This window comes from Paenibacillus sp. FSL R5-0470, from assembly GCF_037975205.1.
Classification (GTDB): domain Bacteria; phylum Bacillota; class Bacilli; order Paenibacillales; family Paenibacillaceae; genus Paenibacillus_AQ.
The window spans coordinates 3743880-3763376 of the sequence record NZ_CP150238.1; the positions used below are offsets into that span (position 1 = coordinate 3743880).

15 protein-coding genes and 1 pseudogene are annotated in these 19497 nt (G+C 43.3%); 4 read left to right on the forward strand and 12 right to left on the reverse strand.

The features are described from left to right. Positions 1–135: 135 nt before the first annotated feature. The 5 genes and pseudogenes from MKY99_RS16400 to glgB all read right to left on the reverse strand — a co-directional run bounded on the left by MKY99_RS16400 (position 136) and on the right by glgB (position 6175). Complete coding sequence (locus tag MKY99_RS16400; RefSeq protein ID WP_042188767.1) at positions 136–858, reverse strand: amino acid ABC transporter ATP-binding protein; 723 nt, start codon at positions 856–858, stop codon at positions 136–138. Further along, positions 845–1477, reverse strand: a pseudogene (locus MKY99_RS16405) (amino acid ABC transporter permease); the annotation flags it as partial. The gene MKY99_RS16400 and the pseudogene MKY99_RS16405, both read right to left, overlap by 14 nt. A gap of 139 nt (positions 1478–1616) precedes the next feature. After that, positions 1617–2435, reverse strand: coding sequence for a transporter substrate-binding domain-containing protein (locus tag MKY99_RS16410; RefSeq protein ID WP_042188769.1), 819 nt, complete (start codon positions 2433–2435; stop codon positions 1617–1619). A 329-nt stretch (positions 2436–2764) separates the two neighbouring features. Next, positions 2765–4189, reverse strand: coding sequence for a glycogen synthase GlgA (gene glgA / locus MKY99_RS16415; protein WP_339265044.1), 1425 nt, complete (start codon positions 4187–4189; stop codon positions 2765–2767). Positions 4190–4237: 48 nt separating this feature from the next. Continuing rightward, positions 4238–6175: a 1,4-alpha-glucan branching protein GlgB gene (gene glgB, locus MKY99_RS16420; protein ID WP_339265046.1), complete on the reverse strand. Its 1938-nt coding sequence runs from the start codon at positions 6173–6175 to the stop codon at positions 4238–4240. A 216-nt stretch (positions 6176–6391) separates the two neighbouring features. Between glgB and MKY99_RS16425 the strand changes: the two genes are divergently transcribed. Further along, on the forward strand, positions 6392–7615 hold the full coding sequence (locus MKY99_RS16425) for a glucose-1-phosphate adenylyltransferase (protein WP_076283564.1): 1224 nt from the start codon (positions 6392–6394) through the stop codon (positions 7613–7615). Between the two features lie 195 nt (positions 7616–7810). Here MKY99_RS16425 and MKY99_RS16430 read toward each other — a convergent pair whose 3' ends face one another. From MKY99_RS16430 to MKY99_RS16455, 6 genes are all read right to left on the reverse strand, one after another. After that, the gene (locus tag MKY99_RS16430; protein ID WP_339265048.1) at positions 7811–8869 is read right to left on the reverse strand and encodes a GNAT family N-acetyltransferase; all 1059 of its coding nucleotides are present in this window, start codon (positions 8867–8869) and stop codon (positions 7811–7813) included. Positions 8870–8880: 11 nt separating this feature from the next. Continuing rightward, positions 8881–10338: a HAMP domain-containing sensor histidine kinase gene (locus MKY99_RS16435; protein WP_042188776.1), complete on the reverse strand. Its 1458-nt coding sequence runs from the start codon at positions 10336–10338 to the stop codon at positions 8881–8883. Continuing rightward, the gene (locus MKY99_RS16440; RefSeq protein ID WP_042128265.1) at positions 10335–11033 is read right to left on the reverse strand and encodes a response regulator transcription factor; all 699 of its coding nucleotides are present in this window, start codon (positions 11031–11033) and stop codon (positions 10335–10337) included. The genes MKY99_RS16435 and MKY99_RS16440 overlap by 4 nt, the downstream gene beginning before the upstream one ends. Continuing rightward, entirely contained in the window at positions 11026–12303 is a 1278-nt protein-coding gene (locus MKY99_RS16445; protein WP_042194029.1) for a hypothetical protein, read from the reverse strand. The genes MKY99_RS16440 and MKY99_RS16445 overlap by 8 nt, the downstream gene beginning before the upstream one ends. 40 nt (positions 12304–12343) lie before the next feature. Then, the gene (locus MKY99_RS16450) at positions 12344–13069 is read right to left on the reverse strand and encodes an ATP-binding cassette domain-containing protein (RefSeq protein ID WP_076283562.1); all 726 of its coding nucleotides are present in this window, start codon (positions 13067–13069) and stop codon (positions 12344–12346) included. Positions 13070–13159: 90 nt separating this feature from the next. Beyond that, positions 13160–14314 carry an MFS transporter gene (locus MKY99_RS16455; RefSeq protein ID WP_042194031.1) on the reverse strand — a complete coding sequence of 385 codons (1155 nt, stop codon included), beginning with the start codon at positions 14312–14314 and terminating at the stop codon, positions 13160–13162. Between the two features lie 162 nt (positions 14315–14476). On the opposite strand from MKY99_RS16455, the gene MKY99_RS16460 reads away from it, so the two are divergent. The 3 genes from MKY99_RS16460 (at position 14477) to MKY99_RS16470 (ending at position 17006) form a co-directional block, all read left to right on the forward strand. Continuing rightward, entirely contained in the window at positions 14477–15394 is a 918-nt protein-coding gene (locus MKY99_RS16460) for a helix-turn-helix domain-containing protein (protein WP_042188782.1), read from the forward strand. A 36-nt stretch (positions 15395–15430) separates the two neighbouring features. After that, entirely contained in the window at positions 15431–16177 is a 747-nt protein-coding gene (locus MKY99_RS16465; protein WP_076283560.1) for an HAD hydrolase-like protein, read from the forward strand. Between the two features lie 103 nt (positions 16178–16280). Further along, positions 16281–17006: a DsbA family protein gene (locus MKY99_RS16470; RefSeq protein ID WP_339265052.1), complete on the forward strand. Its 726-nt coding sequence runs from the start codon at positions 16281–16283 to the stop codon at positions 17004–17006. Between the two features lie 89 nt (positions 17007–17095). Here the strand turns inward: MKY99_RS16470 and MKY99_RS16475 are convergent, their stop codons facing one another. Further along, positions 17096–19351, reverse strand: a complete 2256-nt coding sequence (locus tag MKY99_RS16475) for a DNA topoisomerase 3 (RefSeq protein ID WP_339265054.1) — start codon at positions 19349–19351, stop codon at positions 17096–17098. Positions 19352–19497: the final 146 nt, after the last annotated feature.

Consider the following 19497-nt stretch of genomic DNA (forward strand, 5'->3'; position numbering starts at 1 on the left):
TGATTGACCATCTATTATACATGGTTTACATAAATAAATGAACTCAGTCCATTATATCCTCAAAATTACGCAACTGTTAAAAAAATAAAGCGGCACCCGGATAACTTGCCCGAGCGCCGCTACAATTTGACTTACTTATAACACTTTACTTAAAAAATCCTGTGTACGTACATGCTGTGGATTTCCGAATACTTGTGCAGGTGTACCTTGCTCTACAATCACGCCGCCATCCATAAATAGAATACGGTCGCCCACTTCGCGTGCAAAGCCCATCTCATGCGTAACTATGACCATTGTCATCCCATCTTCTGCAAGCTTCTTCATAACCTCCAGCACCTCACCGACCATCTCTGGGTCAAGGGCTGAGGTTGGCTCGTCAAAGAGCATCACATGAGGCTGCATCGCCAGCGCACGGGCAATCGCGATCCGCTGCTTCTGTCCTCCGGACAGCTGAGCAGGATATGCATCCTTTTTATCTTCTAGGCCTACAGTCTTGAGCAGCTCCATTGCGAATTTATCAGCTTCGGACTGCTGCTGTTTTTTCACCTTAATCGGTGCTAGTGTAATGTTCTGTAGAACTGTTTTGTGAGGAAAGAGGTTAAACTGCTGAAATACCATTCCCATCTTCTCACGTGTGACATTAATATCGTGCTTTTTGGAGGTAATAGATTCACCTTCAAAAGTAATTTCGCCACCAGTTGGCTGCTCCAGGAGATTCAAACAGCGCAGAAAGGTACTTTTACCCGATCCACTCGGTCCGATAACGACGACGACCTCACCTTTATGAATCTCCAAGTCAATTCCCTTGAGAATTTCCAGCTTTCCGTAATTTTTTTGCAAGTTTTTAACGGCGATCATCGGTATTCAGCCTCCTTTCCAGTCTACCTAGGATCTTCGATAGCGTAAATGTCAGCACAAAGTACATAAATGCGATAATTACAAGTGGTGTCATACCATCGTAAGAAATCGTTGTAACCGTACGTGCTTGAAACATCAAATCCGTAACGCCGATAAAAGAAATAATCGATGATTCCTTGATAATAGTGATAAATTCATTTCCAATTGCCGGAAGAACACTCTTGAGTGCCTGCGGGAGTATGATATGGCGCATAGTCATCCCTTGCTTCATTCCAAGCGAACGGGCTGCCTCCATTTGTCCACGATCTACCCCTTGTATCCCAGCACGGAAAATCTCTGCAAGGTAAGCAGAACTGTTAATGGATAAAGTGATTGCCCCCGACTGAATCGGTGTAAATTCAATCCCGAATGTAGCCAATCCATAATGGATCAGAAACAGTTGTACAAGCATAGGTGTACCACGAAGGAATTCTACCCAGGCTGTTGCCAAGAAGCGAAGCACACCCCATTTGGACATACGTAGCAAGGAAACAATAATCCCTAGAATAAAACCAAAGAAGACGCCCAAAACAGCAAGCAGCAAGGTATACTGCAAACCGGTTAGGAAAAAATCACGATAATCATAAGCCATTTTAAATAAAGTAATGTCCATAACCTTTCCTCCCATCTCCAAAAAAATAGAAAATAGCTTATTGTCGCTATTTTCTGTATACACATACAATTTACTTTAGCAGACTTTAAAAATATCCGTTGTTTCTTTACTTCGTGCTATCTGCAAGCTCACTAGCTGCCGTTACGTACTCATCAATTTTACCTTCTGAGTTTAAACGTGTCAGTGTGCTGTTTACTTGATCCAGTAGCTCTTTATTTCCTTTTTTAATACCAATAGCATAACCGTCATCTTCAACTTCTGGCTTAGCATCAGTAATTACAAGACCAGGAACATTCTTAACGAATGATTTAGCGACGGGACCTTCAATGATAGCAGTATCTACACGATTGGATTGCAATTGTAGAACGATTTCGGAGATTTTACCAAGCGAAGTGATTTTCGCTCCCTCGATCCCTTTAGCAATTTCTTCTTGAATGGAACCAGTCTGCACACCAATTTTGGTACCTTTTACAGCATCCATAGTGGCGTATTTATCTTTGTCCGCTTCGCGCACAACAATTGCTTGCTCAGCCTTGTAATAAATGTCTGAAAGATCAACAGCTTTTTTACGTTCTTCCGTCGGGCTAAGTCCAGAAATTACAATATCTACTCTTCCGCTGGACAATTCGTTCAATAGTGAGTCGAATGGCAAGTCCTTAATTACAAGTTCAGCACCCATATCAGCAGCAATTTCCTTAGCGATATCGATATCGAAGCCCACGATAGTATCTTTACCGTCTACTACTTTATGGAATTCGTACGGAGGAAAATCTGCACTTGTGCCCATAGTAAGCTTCTTAGTAGCCCCACCGTTAGTTGCATTTCCACTTGCAGCGGTATCACTATCATTTTTATTTTGACCGCAGCCTGACAACAGGCCTACTGCTAATAACATACCTAAACTAAGTTTACCCCATTTGTTCATTTCTATATCTCCCCTATTCGTATGAAAAAAATCCAAGTTGTCTCTTTGACCGACTTATTATAAATCAGAACGCATGAATATGCAAAGGCATAATTGTGACAATAACTTCCTTTTATTGGGTTTCAAAGCAAAGAATTCATTCTTCTGAAACATATTATTCAACATTTATTCAAATTTTATATAATTTTATACATTTTTACTATTCCCTAACTTAACCAAATCATGCGGCAAATCGCCCCTAATTTTCATCAAAAAAAAGGAGTGCACTAAAGTATGAGTTATACTTCAGTGCACTCCCTTATTAACCTATTACGGAATCTAATGAATCCTTATTCCGTAATTTCATTATAAATATCAATGTACTGTTGCGCCGATACATTCCAGCTATAATCGCCAGCGAATGCGTTTTTCGTAATCTTTTTCCAGTGTTCAGGCTGCTTGTATAATGAGATCGCCCGGCGAAGCGTAAACATCATATCGTGGGCGTTGTAGTTACTAAACGTAAAGCCGTTTCCTTCACCGGATTCTTCATTATAAGCTTGAACAGTGTCATTCAGGCCACCAGTTTCCCGCACAACAGGTATGCTACCATAGCGTAAAGCGAGAAGTTGACTGATCCCGCAAGGTTCAAACTTGGAAGGCATAAGAAAGATATCACTAGCAGCATATATTTTGCGTGAGAGTGCATCATTAAAGAGGATTTGTGAAGATAGCTTTGTCGGATAACGCCAAGCCGCTTCCTTAAACCATCGCTCATAGGACTCATCCCCAGTTCCAAGCAGAACAAATTGAATGTCATCCTTATACAATAGCTCATCCAATACACGCGTAAGCAAATCTAAACCTTTGGAATCCACAAGACGAGTAACCATAGCCACCATCGGAATATTAGCATCCACAGGTAGTCCTAATTCCTCCTGCAAGGCTAATTTATTCTCCGTTTTCTTCGCCAGATTAGAACGATAACGGGTAGCAAGACTTGTATCTGTTGCAGGATTATAACTTTTTGTATCTATTCCATTCACAATACCGCTCAAAACATCCGCTCGCGCATTCAACAATCCATCCAGTCCGTAACCATAATAAGGTGTTCGAATTTCTTCCGAGTAGGTTGGACTTACTGTGGTGACACGGTCGCTGTATACAATGCCACCTTTTAAGAAATTCACATTCCCGTAATACTCCACGCCTCCAAAATAACTGCTGTCAAGACCCAATAGCTCCCCAAGCACCTCATATGGAAACACACCCTGATACAACAGGTTATGTATGGTAAATACACTTCGCATTTCGCTGTAAAATGGATTGTGTCGATAATGACCCTGAAGCAGCATTGGGATTACAGCCGTATGCCAATCATGGCAATGCAAGACGTCCGGCTGAAAATCAATAGCTGGCAGACACTCCAGCACCGCACGATTATAGAACGCGAAGCGTTCCCCATCGTCCATATATCCGTAGATTCCGTCCCGTCCAAAATAATATTCATTGTCGATAAAGTAAACGGGAATACCGTCATAAACCATATGTTCGATCCCGCAGTATTGATTACGCCAACCGATTGGCACATACACTTCTGTTAAATGCTCCATTTTTGAAGTGAACTTTTCTGGAATCCCACGATATTTAGGCAAAATCACTCGTACATCTACCCCGGCACCCTTCAGCGCTTTAGGTAATGCCCCAATGACATCGGCCAGACCACCCGTTTTGATAAATGGATGAGCTTCAGCTGCGGCAAATAAAACTTTCATGATTATTTCCCCCTTTAAAGTGTACGGATTCTCTATTCGTTCTTTAATCTATGACTCATTTGCCTCTTTACTCTTACCCACTCGTGACGTTTTCTTAAACACCAGGAAGCTAAGAGGCGGTAATGTTAGCTCTATACTGTTCACCTGATTATGCCATTCTAACTTTTTGCTCTTCTGAGGCAAATTGTGTATACCCGAACCTCCGAACGCTACATCTTCCGAGCTAAAAAGTTCTTCATAGGTCCCTGGGCGTGGAACCCCTATACGATACTGTTGACGCTGGACAGGTTGAAAATTGATGATAAACAGCAACGTATCTCCAGGCTTCTTGCCTTTACGCAGATATGAAATTACGCTTTGTTCATTGTCATCAGCATCAATCCATTGATAACCCTCTTGGGAATGATCAAGCTCCCACAGGGCTTTCTCCGAGCGATACAGTTTATTAAGTGCAGCTGTGTAAGCTAGCATGCCGCGATGGCTGTCATAGTCCAGCAGTAGCCAATCCAGCTGCTCCTGATCCTTCCATTCGATAAATTGACCAAATTCTCCTCCCATGAACAGAAGTTTCTTTCCGGGATGGGATATTTGATAACCGAGCAGTTGTCTAAGTCCTGCGAACTTTTGTTCATAAGAACCTGGCATTTTGTCCAGTAACGACTTCTTGCCATGTACAACCTCGTCATGTGATAACGGTAATGCATAATTTTCGGCATAAGCATAACATATTGGAAATGTTAATAAATTATGATGATGAGGGCGCCCCCAAAAATCATGTTCTATGTAGCCCAATGTGTCATTCATCCATCCCATATTCCATTTGTAGTTAAAACCGAGGCCACCTTCATGAGCTGGCGCTGTAACTCCAGGCCACGCACTAGATTCTTCTGCCATCATTAATGCCTTAGGATAGTACTGAAATATCGCCTTATTCAGGTTCTGAATAAATTTGATGGCCTCTAGATTCTCCAGACCACCATTCACATTGCGTCGATATTGATGAGCTTGTTTTTCAAAATCGAGACGAAGCATGCTGGTAACCGCATCTACACGCATCCCGTCAATATGATAATACTCAAACCAAAAGAGTGCATTAGAAATGAGGAACGAAGAAATCTCAGGCTTGCTGAAGTCGAACGATAGGGTTCCCCAGCCTGGTTTTTCCGCTAACATTGGATCTGCATATTCATAAAGTGGCGAGCCATCAAACATTCTTAAACCGTGTGCATCCTTTGCAAAATGAGCCGGAACCCAATCCAGAATGACACCAATTCCAGCTTGATGCAAATGATCGATTAAATACATCAACTCATGGGGTTCACCATATCGGCTCGTAGCCGCAAAATACCCCGTACCTTGATAGCCCCATGACAAATCGTATGGATGCTCAGCAAGCGGCATAAACTCAACATGGGTATAACCCATTTCCACCAAATAAGGAATTAATAATTCATTCATTTCCTGATAGCTGTAAAATTCCCCATCTTCTTTTTGACGCCAAGTTCCAAAATGCATCTCATAAATGTTCATCGGTTGATGATATGGAGCTTTACTCTTTCTCCGCCATGCAGCATCTCCCCAACGATAACCACTGAGATCCGTAACAACGGATGCAGTCGCCGGTCGAACCTCAGCTTTGAAGGCAAAAGGATCCGCTTTTAGGAAGCTGGAGCCATCACTGGCAACAATCCTGTATTTGTAAAAAGTTCCCGGCTGTATTCCCGGAAAAAAACGACTCCAAAATCCTGAATCGGGTATCTTATATAACGAGTCCATGTCCTGCGTTCCATCCCAGCCATTATGATCACCAGCTAGTCCTACATATGTCGCATGAGGAGCCCACACGGTAAAGCGCACGCCCGTAACGCCTTCTTCAGCGGCAGTGTGCGCACCCAGCATAGAATAGCTGCGATAATTGGTGCCCTCATGGAACAAATAAATATCAGATGCTGACGGAAGGGTATCGATTGTTGCTTTTTCAGCCAATTCTACACCACCTTTTTTGAATGCTTGTACCTATTACATTACCCGAATATTACCATTTTGAAAATGATTTGATGTGAAAACAAAAGATTTTCTGATAAAGAAATATTAATTGTAATTTTTCTTTTTACACAGCAATATACTTCACCTATGTCGTTTCAAGTGCTTGTCGTGAGTTTATATATCAAGCATTGACAAAATAAATGGGAGGGATAACAAATGAATAACAAAAAAGATTGTATCGCCATGCTCTTGGCAGGAGGGGAAGGCCGCAGATTGGCTCCCTTGACTTCCAGTATGGCTAAGCCTGCAGTCCCTTTCGGTGGACAGTATAAAATTATTGATTTCCCACTAAGTAATTGTGTAAATTCTAAAATTGATACAGTAGGTGTCCTGACGCAATATGAAGCTGAATCCTTACATGAACACATCGGTGAAGGTGAACCTTGGGGCTTACATAGTCAAAAGGATAAAGGTGTCACCCTGCTTCCTTCCGGTGTTGAAGGCAGAGACAGCTATACAGGAACTGCTGATGCAATTTATAAAAACATTGAGTATATCGATAGCCGTAATCCAGAACATGTTCTCATTCTATCCGGTGATCATATTTACCATATGGATTACCGAAAAATGTTGGATTACCATGTAGAGAAGGCTGCAAAAGCCACCATCTCCGTAATGGAGGTTCCTTGGGATGAAGCTAGTCGTTTTGGAGTGATGAACGTAAATGATGAACTAAAAATCTCTGAGTTTGCGGAAAAACCAAAAGTACCTAAAAGTAATTTAGCTTCTATGGGTATATATCTGTTTGAGTGGGCTTATCTGAAGGAGCACTTGTTGCGGGATGCAGCTAATCCGAATTCCAGTCATGACTTTGGTAAAGACGTTATACCAACGATGCTTGATCAGAATGATGATTTATTCGCTTACCGCTTCAAAGGATACTGGAGAGATGTAGGTACTGTGGGTAGTCTCTGGGAAGCACATATGGATCTTCTGCAAAAAAACAATGGCATGAAGCTCGACAAAGCTCATTGGCCGATGTATAGCCGGAGTCGCCGGACTAAGCTTGCTGTTCATAAACCACGTGTTCAGATTCCATCAACGGACTCTCTCGTGAATGAATTCTGCACGCAAGAAGGCAGCTTGCAACGTTCTGTAATCTTCAACGGTGTGGAAATTGGCAAAATGAGCCAAATTAAACAAAGCGTTATTATGCCTGGCGTTCGAATCGGACGTGGAGTACAGATCGAAAATGCCATTATTGGCGAAGGTGCCATTATTAAGGATGGTGCTGTCGTCAAGGGAAGTATTAATAATATCGTAGTTGTTGGGCCCAATGAGACCGTAGCTCCTAAGCCAGCGGTTCGAAATCAACCCTCCCGTCTGTTTCAGGATGTTTATGAGAAGACAGGACGTCTACGGGAAGTTCTCCCTTCATAAAACCATTATATATATAAATACTATTTCAAGCAAAAACGCCTTCGGCGTCCCAAATGGACGGTAAGCGTTTATGTGAGAAATATAAGGATAATGTATAGTGTGAAACCTATATATTCTTATATTTATAAAAAGGGGCTGTTGTCCTGGTCGAACATGACCAGAGCAACAGCCCCTTCGGTTGTTAGAAGTTAACCTTTATGATTCATGGAGCGCTAACCATTCTCGATCTAAAATACTCATTTCCACACAATCTACATATTGCTCCCCAAACAGCGCTGATTCGCGCTCTACACCCTCCCGCTTAAAGCCCAATGCTTCATAGGTTTTCAGGGCAACGGTGTTGAAAGCAAAAGCTCCCAGAGAAATACGATGCAGATCCAAGCTCTTAAATCCGATCCGGAGCATTTCATTCATCATCCTTGTTCCAAAGCCTCTGCCCTGATAATCAGTATCTACTACTACTCTGCCAATACGTGCAGATCGATTCGCCCGGTCTATGGCTGAAAAACTGATGTGTCCCACGACCTGCTGAGTAGCTTCATGCACCGCACAGAAAATAAGGCGATCAGAATTCGCTGGATGATTAGCCCCATCTAAATACTTAGTAAGCTGGTCATCGTCAAGAGGAAAAGTTAGTGAAGGTCCAGCCCATTGCTTCAGATACTCAGGTGAGACACTCCATCGTTTCAGGTGCTCAAAGTCCGATTCAGAAATAAATCTAAGAATCAGACGATCGGAATCAGGTTGTTCCTCAAAATGCTCATACAGGTTCACTAAACGACCATTTCCCATATCGTTAGTACCCATGTAATGAAAACCCATGCTCTGATAATAACGATTGAGTTTAATGTTATGTGCGACGGTATCAAATCTGAGTCCTCTGCAGCCAAGTTCTTTGGCTCGCACCGCAGCATATTTAAGCATATGCTGACCAAGTCCCTGACTGCGGTGTGAACCCGCTACAGCTAATCTATGCAAATATGCATAAGACTCATCGTTTTTGCTTCCCCAGTATTGAGGATCACTAAATTGTAATGTGAACATTCCAACTACTGCTTCATCGTTAATCGCAAGATAAACATGCCTATCAGTGAAATAGCCTGTGATATCATTCTCGTTAAATTGGCCGGGGGTCCATTGCTTAATCCCATTTCGTTCCATCCAATTTGCTGCTTCCTGCAGCAGCCTCAAGATATCACCAGTCCGATCAGGTTCTCCACGAACGATCCTAATCGAATTCCCCCATACTTCCATTTCCATACCTCCTAGACATCTGATTCAGGTAAGGTAGCTGTTATTTGTGCTACATGATCTGAATTGACTTCAGGCAGCTTCTCAGTAAGTGGCAAGATTACGGTAACTTCAGTTCCACTACCTAGCTCACTTTCCATTTCAAGCTTCCCGTGGTGAAGTTCCACGATTTGTTGTGAGATGGCTAGACCTAAGCCCGTTCCCCCGTTCAACGCATCCACTTGAAAGAAACGGTCTTTCACTCTGGAGATATGTGCTTCACTAATCCCAATCCCACTATCACGAACCATGATAGCAGTCTCTGTAGCCGAAATTCTCTTCGCAGACAATTCTATACTGGACTCCTCATGTGAAAACTTCACGGCATTGTCTACCAGATTCAAGAAAACTTGTTTTAGACGATTGGCATCCCCTTTAACATAGATCCCGTCTTCACATTCAAGAAGCAAGTGAATCCGTTTCTTCTCCGCCTTGGCCCAAATATTAAGTATAGTCTCCTGAAGTAAGACTTTCACGTCAACAATCCCAATGGACAGCTTCATTTGGTTCTGCTGCAGCTTTGAAAAGTCTAGAATCTCCTCTACTAGACCAATCAAGCGTTCACTTTCTTTGGAAATGATGCTGACTCCAAGCTTCGTCTCCTCCGGATCATAGCCACCAGAGACCAAGGTTTCACTCCAGCCCTTGATACTAGTAAGGGGTGTCCGAAGCTCATGTGAAATGGACGAGATGAAATCATCCTTAATCTGATTACTGCGCACAATTTCCTGAGCCATATAATTCAGCGTTGAAGCCAAGTCACCAATCTCAAATTTGTAATTCCCCTTAATCCGCACATTAAATCTACCCTTAGCCATTTGGGCTGATACCGCCGTAATGTTATTGAGCGGCTTTACGATTGAATTGGCAAGTCCGAAGCTGAACACGATAACTACAGCCATAACAGCTGCACCTATACCAATTGACAGTAACGTAAGATTAAGCAAATCGTTGTTGATACCCTCAAGTGAAGTAAGATATCTAAGAATATACGTATCACGTCCGTGAACCTGCAGCATCTTGGACACAGCCATAACACTCTCGTTAGTACCACTCTGGCGCCCTACCCAGCGGCCAATGCTGCCCCCTACCGCTTCAGGGACGTCACTAGTTGTAATCGTACGATCAGGCTGAAAACCGGTCGAACTGGTAATCATGTCACCATTCATGGTCAATACTTCTAGCTCTGTATTGGGCAGCTCAAATCTATCCAGCAGTACTTGCAGCTGATTCGAGTTGTTATCGCCATCTAGCTCGTATTTATGAAAAAACGACTCTGCCGTGGTAATGTGATTTTTCATCTTGCTATATACACTGTCATAATAATACGTTCTGATGGCAAGCAGGAAGATAACTTCTACGAGGAGAAGCGCCAAAAAAACTACAAGAATGTAGTGTAGAACAATTTGTCTGCGCATCCCCTTCTTAATCATTGTACTTGGCCTTTCCATCTATATCCGTGTCCCCATACCGTTTGCAAAAATTCTGGCTCTGACGGATTATTCTCTATTTTTTGACGCAAACGACGAATATTCACATCCACAATTTTGGGATCACCCATATACTCCTTGCCCCACACATGATCCAGCAGAAGATCGCGACTGAGCGGTGTATTTTCTTTTTCGAGGAAGAATTGAATCAACGAAAATTCCGTTGGCGTCAGTTCAATCGCTTCATTATCACGTTTAAAATGTTTGGAAATAAGATCCAAGGTAAATGGCCCTGAAACGAATGAAACTTTCGCTGACTGTTCACGATGAACGTTCACTCGGCGCAGCAAAGATTGAATTCGAGCAATCAGTTCTGTCGGGCTGAATGGCTTGCTAACATGGTCATCCGCTCCTACAGACAATGCATACACTTTATCTTGCTCTTGAACCTTGGCTGTCAGAAAAATAATACCCAAACGCTCATTGGTTTCTCTGACCCGTCTACATACTTCAAATCCATCAATACCCGGAACCATTACATCCAACAGAGCGATATCAATATCAGGGATCGTGGTTAACTTGTGAAGAGCTTCATGCCCATCCGCAGCCTCTATCACTTCGAACCCATTACGCTTCAAGTTAATGACAATAAAACTACGAATGGACTCCTCATCTTCCAGTATCAGTACTTTACTCATCTATTCCCTTCCTTTCTATAGGGGAAGCAATTTTATTGCTTCCTTCCTTTGTTGTACTTTGTTCTAACTTACCGCGGTAGGCGATGACCTTGTCTGCATCACGTGCAAGCAAATCCCAACCGTCATTTTTTACGCGATCCCATTCTGAAGGAGAAAAGAAGGAAACCTCAGCAACCGTCTCACCGGTATCTGACATGATAAACTTAAGGTTCTTATCCAGAACCGATTTCGTATCAACTGTCACCTTTCCATGCCATTCCGGAGAAAAATTAATATTGAATCGATCCGATGGATCATGATATAGCTGGGTTGCGAAGGTCAGACCTTCTTTCCCATCCCATTTATAATAGGAGGTAAAGTATGGAATTTCAGCTGGATCGAAATACTCCCATCCTTTAGGCGCCTCAAGCAATCCAATTTCAATAATGCCATCATGATCAATATCTTCACTTGCAATCCGACGATCTTTATAAGTCCGCGCATCGCCTGGTAATACCACACGCAGCTTGTTATTCTCCATAACGACAATAGAGGTATAGGCAGATTGGGAATCCACCGCAGCATCCAATACGATTCCTTCTTTATTCTCTGAGATTTTTCCTGCAACAATATTGTAATAATTATTAAAATAAGGGTCGATATTATCAAGCTTATCGAGTACCTTAAAGCCATCATTGTACTGATAGACCGAAATGGTTGCAAATTCATTTCTTTTAAAGTAAACAACGGTTATGTCTTCAATTCCATCCCCATTAAGATCATCAATCATATATTTTGTATAAGGATGTGAAAGCACTTCTTCTAATGTTCCGCTGGAATAGCTATAGACGACAAGACCCTTTTCTTCACCTTGTGAATAGCCGGTAACAATTTCAAGCTTCCCATCACCCGTCATATCCTTCAAATCAACCGACTCCAGCACAGACCCGTCGCCATCGAATACAAGTTTCTTGACCCAAGTGTCGCCCTGTTTCTCCAGTATCATCCCGTGAATCTGTACGGCTTCACCTGGAGTCCTATAGAACACTAGCGTCTCCATAACTCCATCCTTATTGAGATCCTCAGTAAAGATGGTACTATCATCGTCATTGGTCGGACGAATCAACGTGGAACCTGCTGGCTTAAGTGAATTAATAGCAGCCATAAGTGTTGCTTTGTCAGCAGACAATTGTGGGGATTTCATCTTAGAAACAGGATCACTGATGAAAGTACAACCCGACAGTACGGATAACGTCAGCGTTGCGGCTACAAAGCACCTAAGACTTCTCATATTCAACTTCATCACTCTTTTCCTTATCCGTGTCCTATATTTAAAGATTTGCACGTTCTTGGAACGTTAATCTACGCCCCTTTATATCATGCTTAATTCTGCCATCTTCTAGTACCCATAGACGCGTAGCAAAACGTTCCGCTAATTCAATCGGTAATACCGTTACAACCGTAAGACCGGTTTCTTTACACAGCTTTCGCAATGTTTCCAATACACTCTCCGCGGATTTAGGATCTAATCCCGTAACCGGTTCATCCGCTAAAATCACTTTAGCACCGTGAGTCAACGCTCTAGCAATCGCTACACGCTGCCTTTCTCCGCCACTAAGTTGACTTGTCTTCATCTTCGCCTTATCCAGGAGGCCAAGGGCGTCCAGTTCATCCATTGCACCCATATAATCATCTGAACGTACCATCCCAGTGACCATTCGCCATAACGGCGTTTGTGAAGACTGGCCGATCAGTACATTTTTCAATGCAGTACGGTTAGGATTGAGCTCTGCATTCTGCTCCAGGTATGCCCACTCGCGGCGGATTTTTCTTTTACCTGTAAAGGCACTCGCCATTATATCTGTACCGTCCACTCTAAAATTCCCTCTATCCCACTTCTCACGCAGCGCTAAACAGCGCAGTAAAGTGGTCTTACCGCTACCGCTAGCTCCAAGTATTGCTACGAACTCACCCGGTTCTAATTGAAACCCTATATCCTGTAGAACTGGATTCTTATCTTCCCCAACTGCCTTGGCTAAGTGTTCAACTGTGATCATAGTTCAGCCTCTCCCTGTCTTTATCTATAATCTATAGTGTACTCTGAAAGCCAGATGAATTTCCATGCGAGCACTCGTTCTTATCTTACCTCAAATTTTTTGCCGTGGCGAGAAAAATAACCCAAGCAATCCGAAGGCGATATATAAAGCGCCCATCAAGCCGAAAATCCCCCCGCCCCAGCCGACTTGCATGAGCAAACCGCCGATCCCTGGACCTATAATACTGCCTATACTAAAATGAAAAGAAGCAACCACATTTGCAGCAGGCAGTAAATGTCGTGGTAAAATGTCCGCAGCCAGACTAAGCCCTAACGAGAAAAAGGAGCCTACAAGTCCACCAGCAATCATCAACAGCACCATAGTCACTTTGAAATGGTCACCTGCTAATGGCAGTAATGCGAAGGCAATCCCGCCTCCAATCCCAGTAAGAATCAATACCTTCTTTCGACCAAAACGGTCGCTCCACAGTCCTAGCGGGAATTGTAACAACAGTCCTCCAATGCCCGCAAAAGGCAATAAGGCTGCAATTTGATCCGTGCTGTATCCGATCCGGAGGCCATACACTGGAAAATTACTGTTTAAGCTTGCTTCCATGAAACCGTATAGGAGTGCAGGAATTAAAGCGAACCACGCTAGACTGTAACAACGTCCAAAACGGCGTACCTGACTTTCTCCACTCTCAACTTTATCTGGACGTGAATCCGGAAGTAATGTAACGGCTAGTATTAGGACCAGCAAAAAAAGAAAAGCTAGAACAATAAAGGGTGTTGCCTGACCAAAGCGCAGCAGACTAATTCCAAGTGGCCCCAAGCTAAAGCCCAGGCCATAGGACATCCCATACAGGGAAAGATTTCGTCCACGATGCTCGGCAGGCGTCATTAGCAGCACCCATAGCTGGGCGGCATAATTGATAGCTGCATCACCAACACCTACAAGTAGACGTAACACAAACCATATTTTGATTCCAGGAAAAAAGGGGAATAAAAGCAAGCTTACTAAGACTAAGCTTATCCCGCCAGCAATCAATTTTTTGAATCCAATCGCTCCGAGAACTCTTTCAGCAATCAAGGTCATTCCGAATGATCCTATGTATAAAGCAGCTGCATTAAGTCCATTAAGCGAAGAGGAAACTCCTTTCTGCTCCAATAGAATGGATAATACGGGAAGCAGCATTCCTTGGCTGAGTCCAGCCGCTATTGTAGCGGTAATAAGAATCATGAAATTCATTTTGCTGTTACTTCGAATAGATAATTTTGGCCGGTCTGACACAGATGATATCCCCCTATGATTAATAACGCTAATTTGTTCTAACGCCAATTGGCAAACACCGAACATTATAGTGGACAACCCTCTTCAAAACAAGAGATAATATGAAGATGTTACGGATTTCCTGGGGGTGCATGAGACATGGAGTACGAATTAAAGATCGACGTATCGCCGGTTTATGAACTGCTGGACAGTTTTATGTTATATGTAACTAGAAAATGGATCTCCAATTTGGACATTGGTCCCCACTGGATAAGTGATGTGGAAGATCGCATTTCTCCTCATAAGGTAACAGCTTTAATGCAAGCCGCCGAGTGGCCTTTTACGGATTATGATGTGCTATATGCCTGGGTTTACATTCGAGGACCCGCAACTTCAGTGCAGCATTTCTTAGATGATCTGGATTCAGCCTCCATAGAAGAATGTTATCAGCAAATCGCTCCGCTCATTCAGGAGTTTACGATTGAAGATGCTTTGCGGATTCGGAGCAGCTATAGTCCACTCTTGCGTCTCTGGTATGAGCAATACTTCCGCCATGTGGAGCACAAAATATTACCGCTATTAATTGAAGATGCTTCTGAGAAAAAAATGCTTGAAAGCAAAATGGACCCCATTTCTCTAATTGAATACGCATCTGGCGGTGTAGTTTTCGAGGAGATCACGGATCTAAAGACGATTGTATTACTACCAACTGTTCATAATCGTCCGATTAACACCTACTGCTTCTACAAAACCATGGTGATCGTACAATACCCTGTAGATGTACCTTTAGAAGACGAAAATGAACCACCTATGGTGCTTTTGCGCATGACCAAGGCACTTTCCGACCCCACCAGACTTCGATTGCTTCGCTATGTCGCACATGAACCCAAGTCGTTGTGGGAGATGCAATCAGATCTTAATCAATCCAGAGAAATGCTGATGCATCACCTTATGATTCTACGAGTAGCCGGCCTACTCCGCATCCATCTTAGAGGTGAACAAGATGAACGTTTCAGTATTCGCCCTGACGGCGCATCAGAGCTGCAAATGTTCCTAGAGTCTTATATTTATCTATAGAACACTATACAGATACAGATCCAAGGAGTGAGAGATATGAAATACATGACACAACAGGTGATTTTCGATCTAGATGATACACTGGTCCACTGCAACAAATATTTCGATCTGATTTTAGGGCAATATTTTGAGCTAATGACTGATTGGTTTAACGAATTTGGCCCGAGCACCAGTGACCTACGCGACAAACAAATAGAAATTGACGTGCACACGGTCAACACAAGTGGTCTTGCCAGCGATAATTTCCCTAAATCCCTAATCGCTACCTACCGCTATTTCTGCGCAAAATATAATCGTCCGACGGACCGTTTTCAAGAACAACAGTTACACAAGCTTGGACTAAGCGTCTATGATCAAGAAATCGAAGCTTACCCTGGTATGGTTGAAACGCTGGATACTCTGAAGCAGGATGGTCACCATTTATTCCTGTACACAGGTGGAGACGATACGATCCAACAACGTAAAATTGAGCAAATGAAGCTAGATGCTTACTTTGATGACCGGATCTATATTCGTCAACATAAAAATGTTGAGGCACTTGAAAATATTTTGACTACGCAAGGCTTTGACCGCAAACGCACCTGGATGATTGGTAACTCTTTACGTACAGATGTACTTCCGGCAGTAACCGCAGGCATTAACAGTATCTATCTGAAGCAACAGAATGAATGGAGCTATAACCTTATTGAATTGGAGCAAGAAATGCAACAAGCAGTGAAGACCATTTCCTCCATCCATGAGGTGCCTCCTGTTATTCGTACTGCTACCCTGCAGAAACTCTAGGTGCAAAGTAACCTCAGACATTGTTACAAATGACATATCTACTCTACCTCTGGGATGATTATACTATTTTTGTATAATTCCTAAATGAGGTAGGAGATGAGATATGAACAAGAAAGTGAAGTCCAACCATTCTCGAACTAACAAACAAATGCTTCCCATGCTCTTAGGTATAGTTGTTATAATCCTTGTCGCTGTTATTGTCTTCATTCTAAATGACAAGACGGACAGTACAGAGGGTTTACCGAACTACACTGATGTGAAGGGGAGCATTGTTGTTGATGGGCTGAAATATGAAAAGCAACCTCATCTTGGTAGTCCTGATGCCAAAATCAAAGTCATCGAATTTGCAGATTTCAAATGTCCTGCCTGCAAAAACTGGACGGAGAAATATCTGGATACGTTTGTTAAGGACTACGTGGATACCGGAAAAGTTGAGCTTTTCTTCATGAACTTTGCCTTTCTGGATCGAGATTCCTATCTTGCTGCAAGTGCAGGTGAAGCCATTTATAGGCAAAGCAACGAGAAGTTCTGGGAATTTCTCCATAAGCTGTACGCCAATCAAGGCGATGAGAGCAAAATATGGGCCACACAGAAGTTCATTCTAAATTTCGTCAAAGATAACATAGAAGGTATTGATTACGCTCAATTCGAAACAGATCTCAAGAATCATACCTATATGTTCGACGTCAAAGAAGACTTCAAGATCGCGGGATCGTACGGGGTTAATGGTACACCTAAATTTATGGTAAACGGCACCCTGCTTCCTGACTCCTCCTATGAAGGGTTAACTGCAGCGATTGAAGCGCAGCTGGCTAAATCCGCTGAATAATTATAAGGCATGATTAAAAAGGTGTCTCTGCCATGTATCCATCATGGCTAGAGACACCTTTTTACCGTACACGAATTCTTTCCGTTCGACTATGATTCAATTGCTAATTGGCCCGTATCCATATTTTGAAGCACTAGCTTGCCTTCCAGAGGTGTACCGTCTTCGCTGGTAAGCTTTAGCTTGCCAGTCCGACCTTTCTCAATCAACGCCTTCACTTGTGCATCCGTGAGTGTACGACCTTGATTCTCTTTCCAAATCACGAATTTACAGCCTTCCTTGTAATGAGAGCAGCCGTAGCCTTTTTTACCCATAAAAATCATTCCACCGCAGCCGGGACGCGGACAGTTTCCGATGACCTTAGGTCCTGAATTGGCAGATTCCTCTTCACTACTTGCCTTGCGCTTTCGCGGCGCCGCAGGTTTGTCGGTGGTTTTACGAGATGTACTTCCAGCACTTCGCCCTTTAGCACTTGTATTGACAGAAGGCGTCTCCCCTTCAAAAGAGGTTTTGGACGCCCGGGATTGTACTCGTACTTTGTCTACGATCATGCAGGCGAATCTTTTTACATTCTCCATAAACTGCCCGTCCGACGCCGTTCCTCTCGATATTTCGTTCAAACGACGTTCCCATTGTCCGGTCATTTCCGGTGAAGTCAACAGCTCAATTCCCGCTCCACGAATCAGCTCAATGGCTGTTCGTCCTTTTTGTGTGATGGCAATTTTTTTGCCCTGCATTTCGATGTATCCGACATTCTTCAGCCGTTCTATCGTTGCTGCACGGGTAGCCGGAGTTCCAAGCCCTGAATCCTTCATAGCATCGCGAAGCTCTTCATCCTCAATCTGCTTTCCGGCACTTTCCATCGCTCGAAGCAGCGTACCTTCTGTGTAATGCTTGGGTGGCTGAGTATCTTTCTCTTTAACAATAGCCTCACTACAAACCACTTCTTCTGCCGGAGCAATAGAAAATGGTTCGTTCACTTCGATCTCTTCGTCCTCTTCGTCATCCTTGTTCTTACCCTTGGAAGTCTTCGCTTTATCCTTCTTCTGGTCCGCGTAAATGACCTTCCAGCCGAGGCTTAATAATTCCTTGACTGTGGTTTTGAACTTTTCCTCTTCTACTTCGGTCATCACCGTATGCACTTTATACTCCGCTGCCGGATAGAACTGAGACAAAAAACGCCGCACAATCAAATCATACAGCTTTCCTTCATCTGCACTAAGTCCTGATGCTTTACGATATGTAGGCAAAATCGCGTGGTGATCCTCAACCTTCGAGGGGTTGCAGATGAATTTATTCCCTTTATGAACGAGATTGCGATTCGCACCCTTCACCCACTCATCATAAGCCGTCCCTTGCAGCGCAGATAACGTCTTATGCATCTCAGGAATATTCTGTTCTGTAACATAGTTGGAGTTCGTCCGCGGATAAGAGATCACCTTATGCTTTTCATATAACGCTTGAGCAATATCAAGCGTCTTTTTTGCGGAAAAAGCGTACTTTCCATTCGCCTCACGCTGCAGCAGCGTCAAATCGTACAGCTTATTTGGATACTCTTTTGTTTCCTTAACCTCGTAAGACTCAATCCGGCCCGGTTTTCCTTTGACCTTGGCAGCCAGCGCCTCCGCCTTATCCCCGTCTGTCAGCCGATCCCCCTGCCACATCCCTTTATAGGTCATTTCATTCTGAGTAAAATGTCCCTCCACCTCAAAAAACTTTAGGGAAGAGAACGCCTCAATCGTCTTCTGACGGTCGTAAATCAGCGCGAGTACGGGAGTTTGAACCCTACCCACGGACAGCAGCACATTATGCTTTGTAGTAAAAGCACGTGATCCGTTCATACCGATGAGCCAATCCGCTTCACTGCGAGCTTTTGCTGCTTTCGTTAGATTCTCGTACTCCGATCCATCCTTCAGCTCCTGGAATCCTTTGCGAATGGTCTCTGGCGTCAGATCCGAAATCCACAACCGCTTCACAGGATGCTCCAGCTTCAAATGTCGTTGAATGAGTGAAAAGATATGCTGCCCTTCTCGCCCGGCATCGCATGAATTCACTAGAAGATCGCTACGTTTCGCAAGATCTCCAATTACCTTGAGCTGGTCGATTGTCCGCGCATTAGGAACCAGTTTGAACTGGTCTGGAATAATGGGCAGATCATTAATATTCCACTTTTTGTATTTGACATCATAAGCATCCGGCTCGGCCAAACCGATTAGATGCCCTATTGCCCAAGTAATAATGTACTGCTCCCCTTCAAGATAGGAACGGTAATTTTTGGCCTTCGGTTCTATTGCGGCGGCGATATTCCGCCCCATATCCGGTTTCTCCGCAATAATGAGTGTCTTCAAAAACAATCGCTCCTTACCTTTTCGTTCTTAAGTCCAAAATGCGTCCAGTATTCTATTATACCATTAACCTCGGTTTTTTTTAATGGATTGGTTAGTAGGCCTAGGTAAAATTCAGACTTCCCTTTGTCTTTTCTATGAATTAGAAT

Excerpts from the sequence above, each read along its gene's own strand:
- MKY99_RS16435 (WP_042188776.1), bottom strand. The coding sequence starts at position 10,338 with ATGATTAAGAAGGGGATGCGCAGACAAATTGTTCTACACTACATTCTT.
- MKY99_RS16460 (WP_042188782.1), top strand. The coding sequence starts at position 14,477 with ATGGAGTACGAATTAAAGATCGACGTATCGCCGGTTTATGAACTGCTG.
- MKY99_RS16465 (WP_076283560.1), top strand. The coding sequence starts at position 15,431 with ATGAAATACATGACACAACAGGTGATTTTCGATCTAGATGATACACTG.
- MKY99_RS16400 (WP_042188767.1), bottom strand. The coding sequence starts at position 858 with ATGATCGCCGTTAAAAACTTGCAAAAAAATTACGGAAAGCTGGAAATT.
- glgA (WP_339265044.1), bottom strand. The coding sequence starts at position 4,189 with ATGAAAGTTTTATTTGCCGCAGCTGAAGCTCATCCATTTATCAAAACG.
- MKY99_RS16445 (WP_042194029.1), bottom strand. The coding sequence starts at position 12,303 with ATGAGAAGTCTTAGGTGCTTTGTAGCCGCAACGCTGACGTTATCCGTA.
- MKY99_RS16425 (WP_076283564.1), top strand. The coding sequence starts at position 6,392 with ATGAATAACAAAAAAGATTGTATCGCCATGCTCTTGGCAGGAGGGGAA.
- MKY99_RS16470 (WP_339265052.1), top strand. The coding sequence starts at position 16,281 with ATGAACAAGAAAGTGAAGTCCAACCATTCTCGAACTAACAAACAAATG.
- MKY99_RS16430 (WP_339265048.1), bottom strand. The coding sequence starts at position 8,869 with ATGGAAGTATGGGGGAATTCGATTAGGATCGTTCGTGGAGAACCTGAT.
- MKY99_RS16450 (WP_076283562.1), bottom strand. The coding sequence starts at position 13,069 with ATGATCACAGTTGAACACTTAGCCAAGGCAGTTGGGGAAGATAAGAAT.
- MKY99_RS16410 (WP_042188769.1), bottom strand. The coding sequence starts at position 2,435 with ATGAACAAATGGGGTAAACTTAGTTTAGGTATGTTATTAGCAGTAGGC.
- MKY99_RS16440 (WP_042128265.1), bottom strand. The coding sequence starts at position 11,033 with ATGAGTAAAGTACTGATACTGGAAGATGAGGAGTCCATTCGTAGTTTT.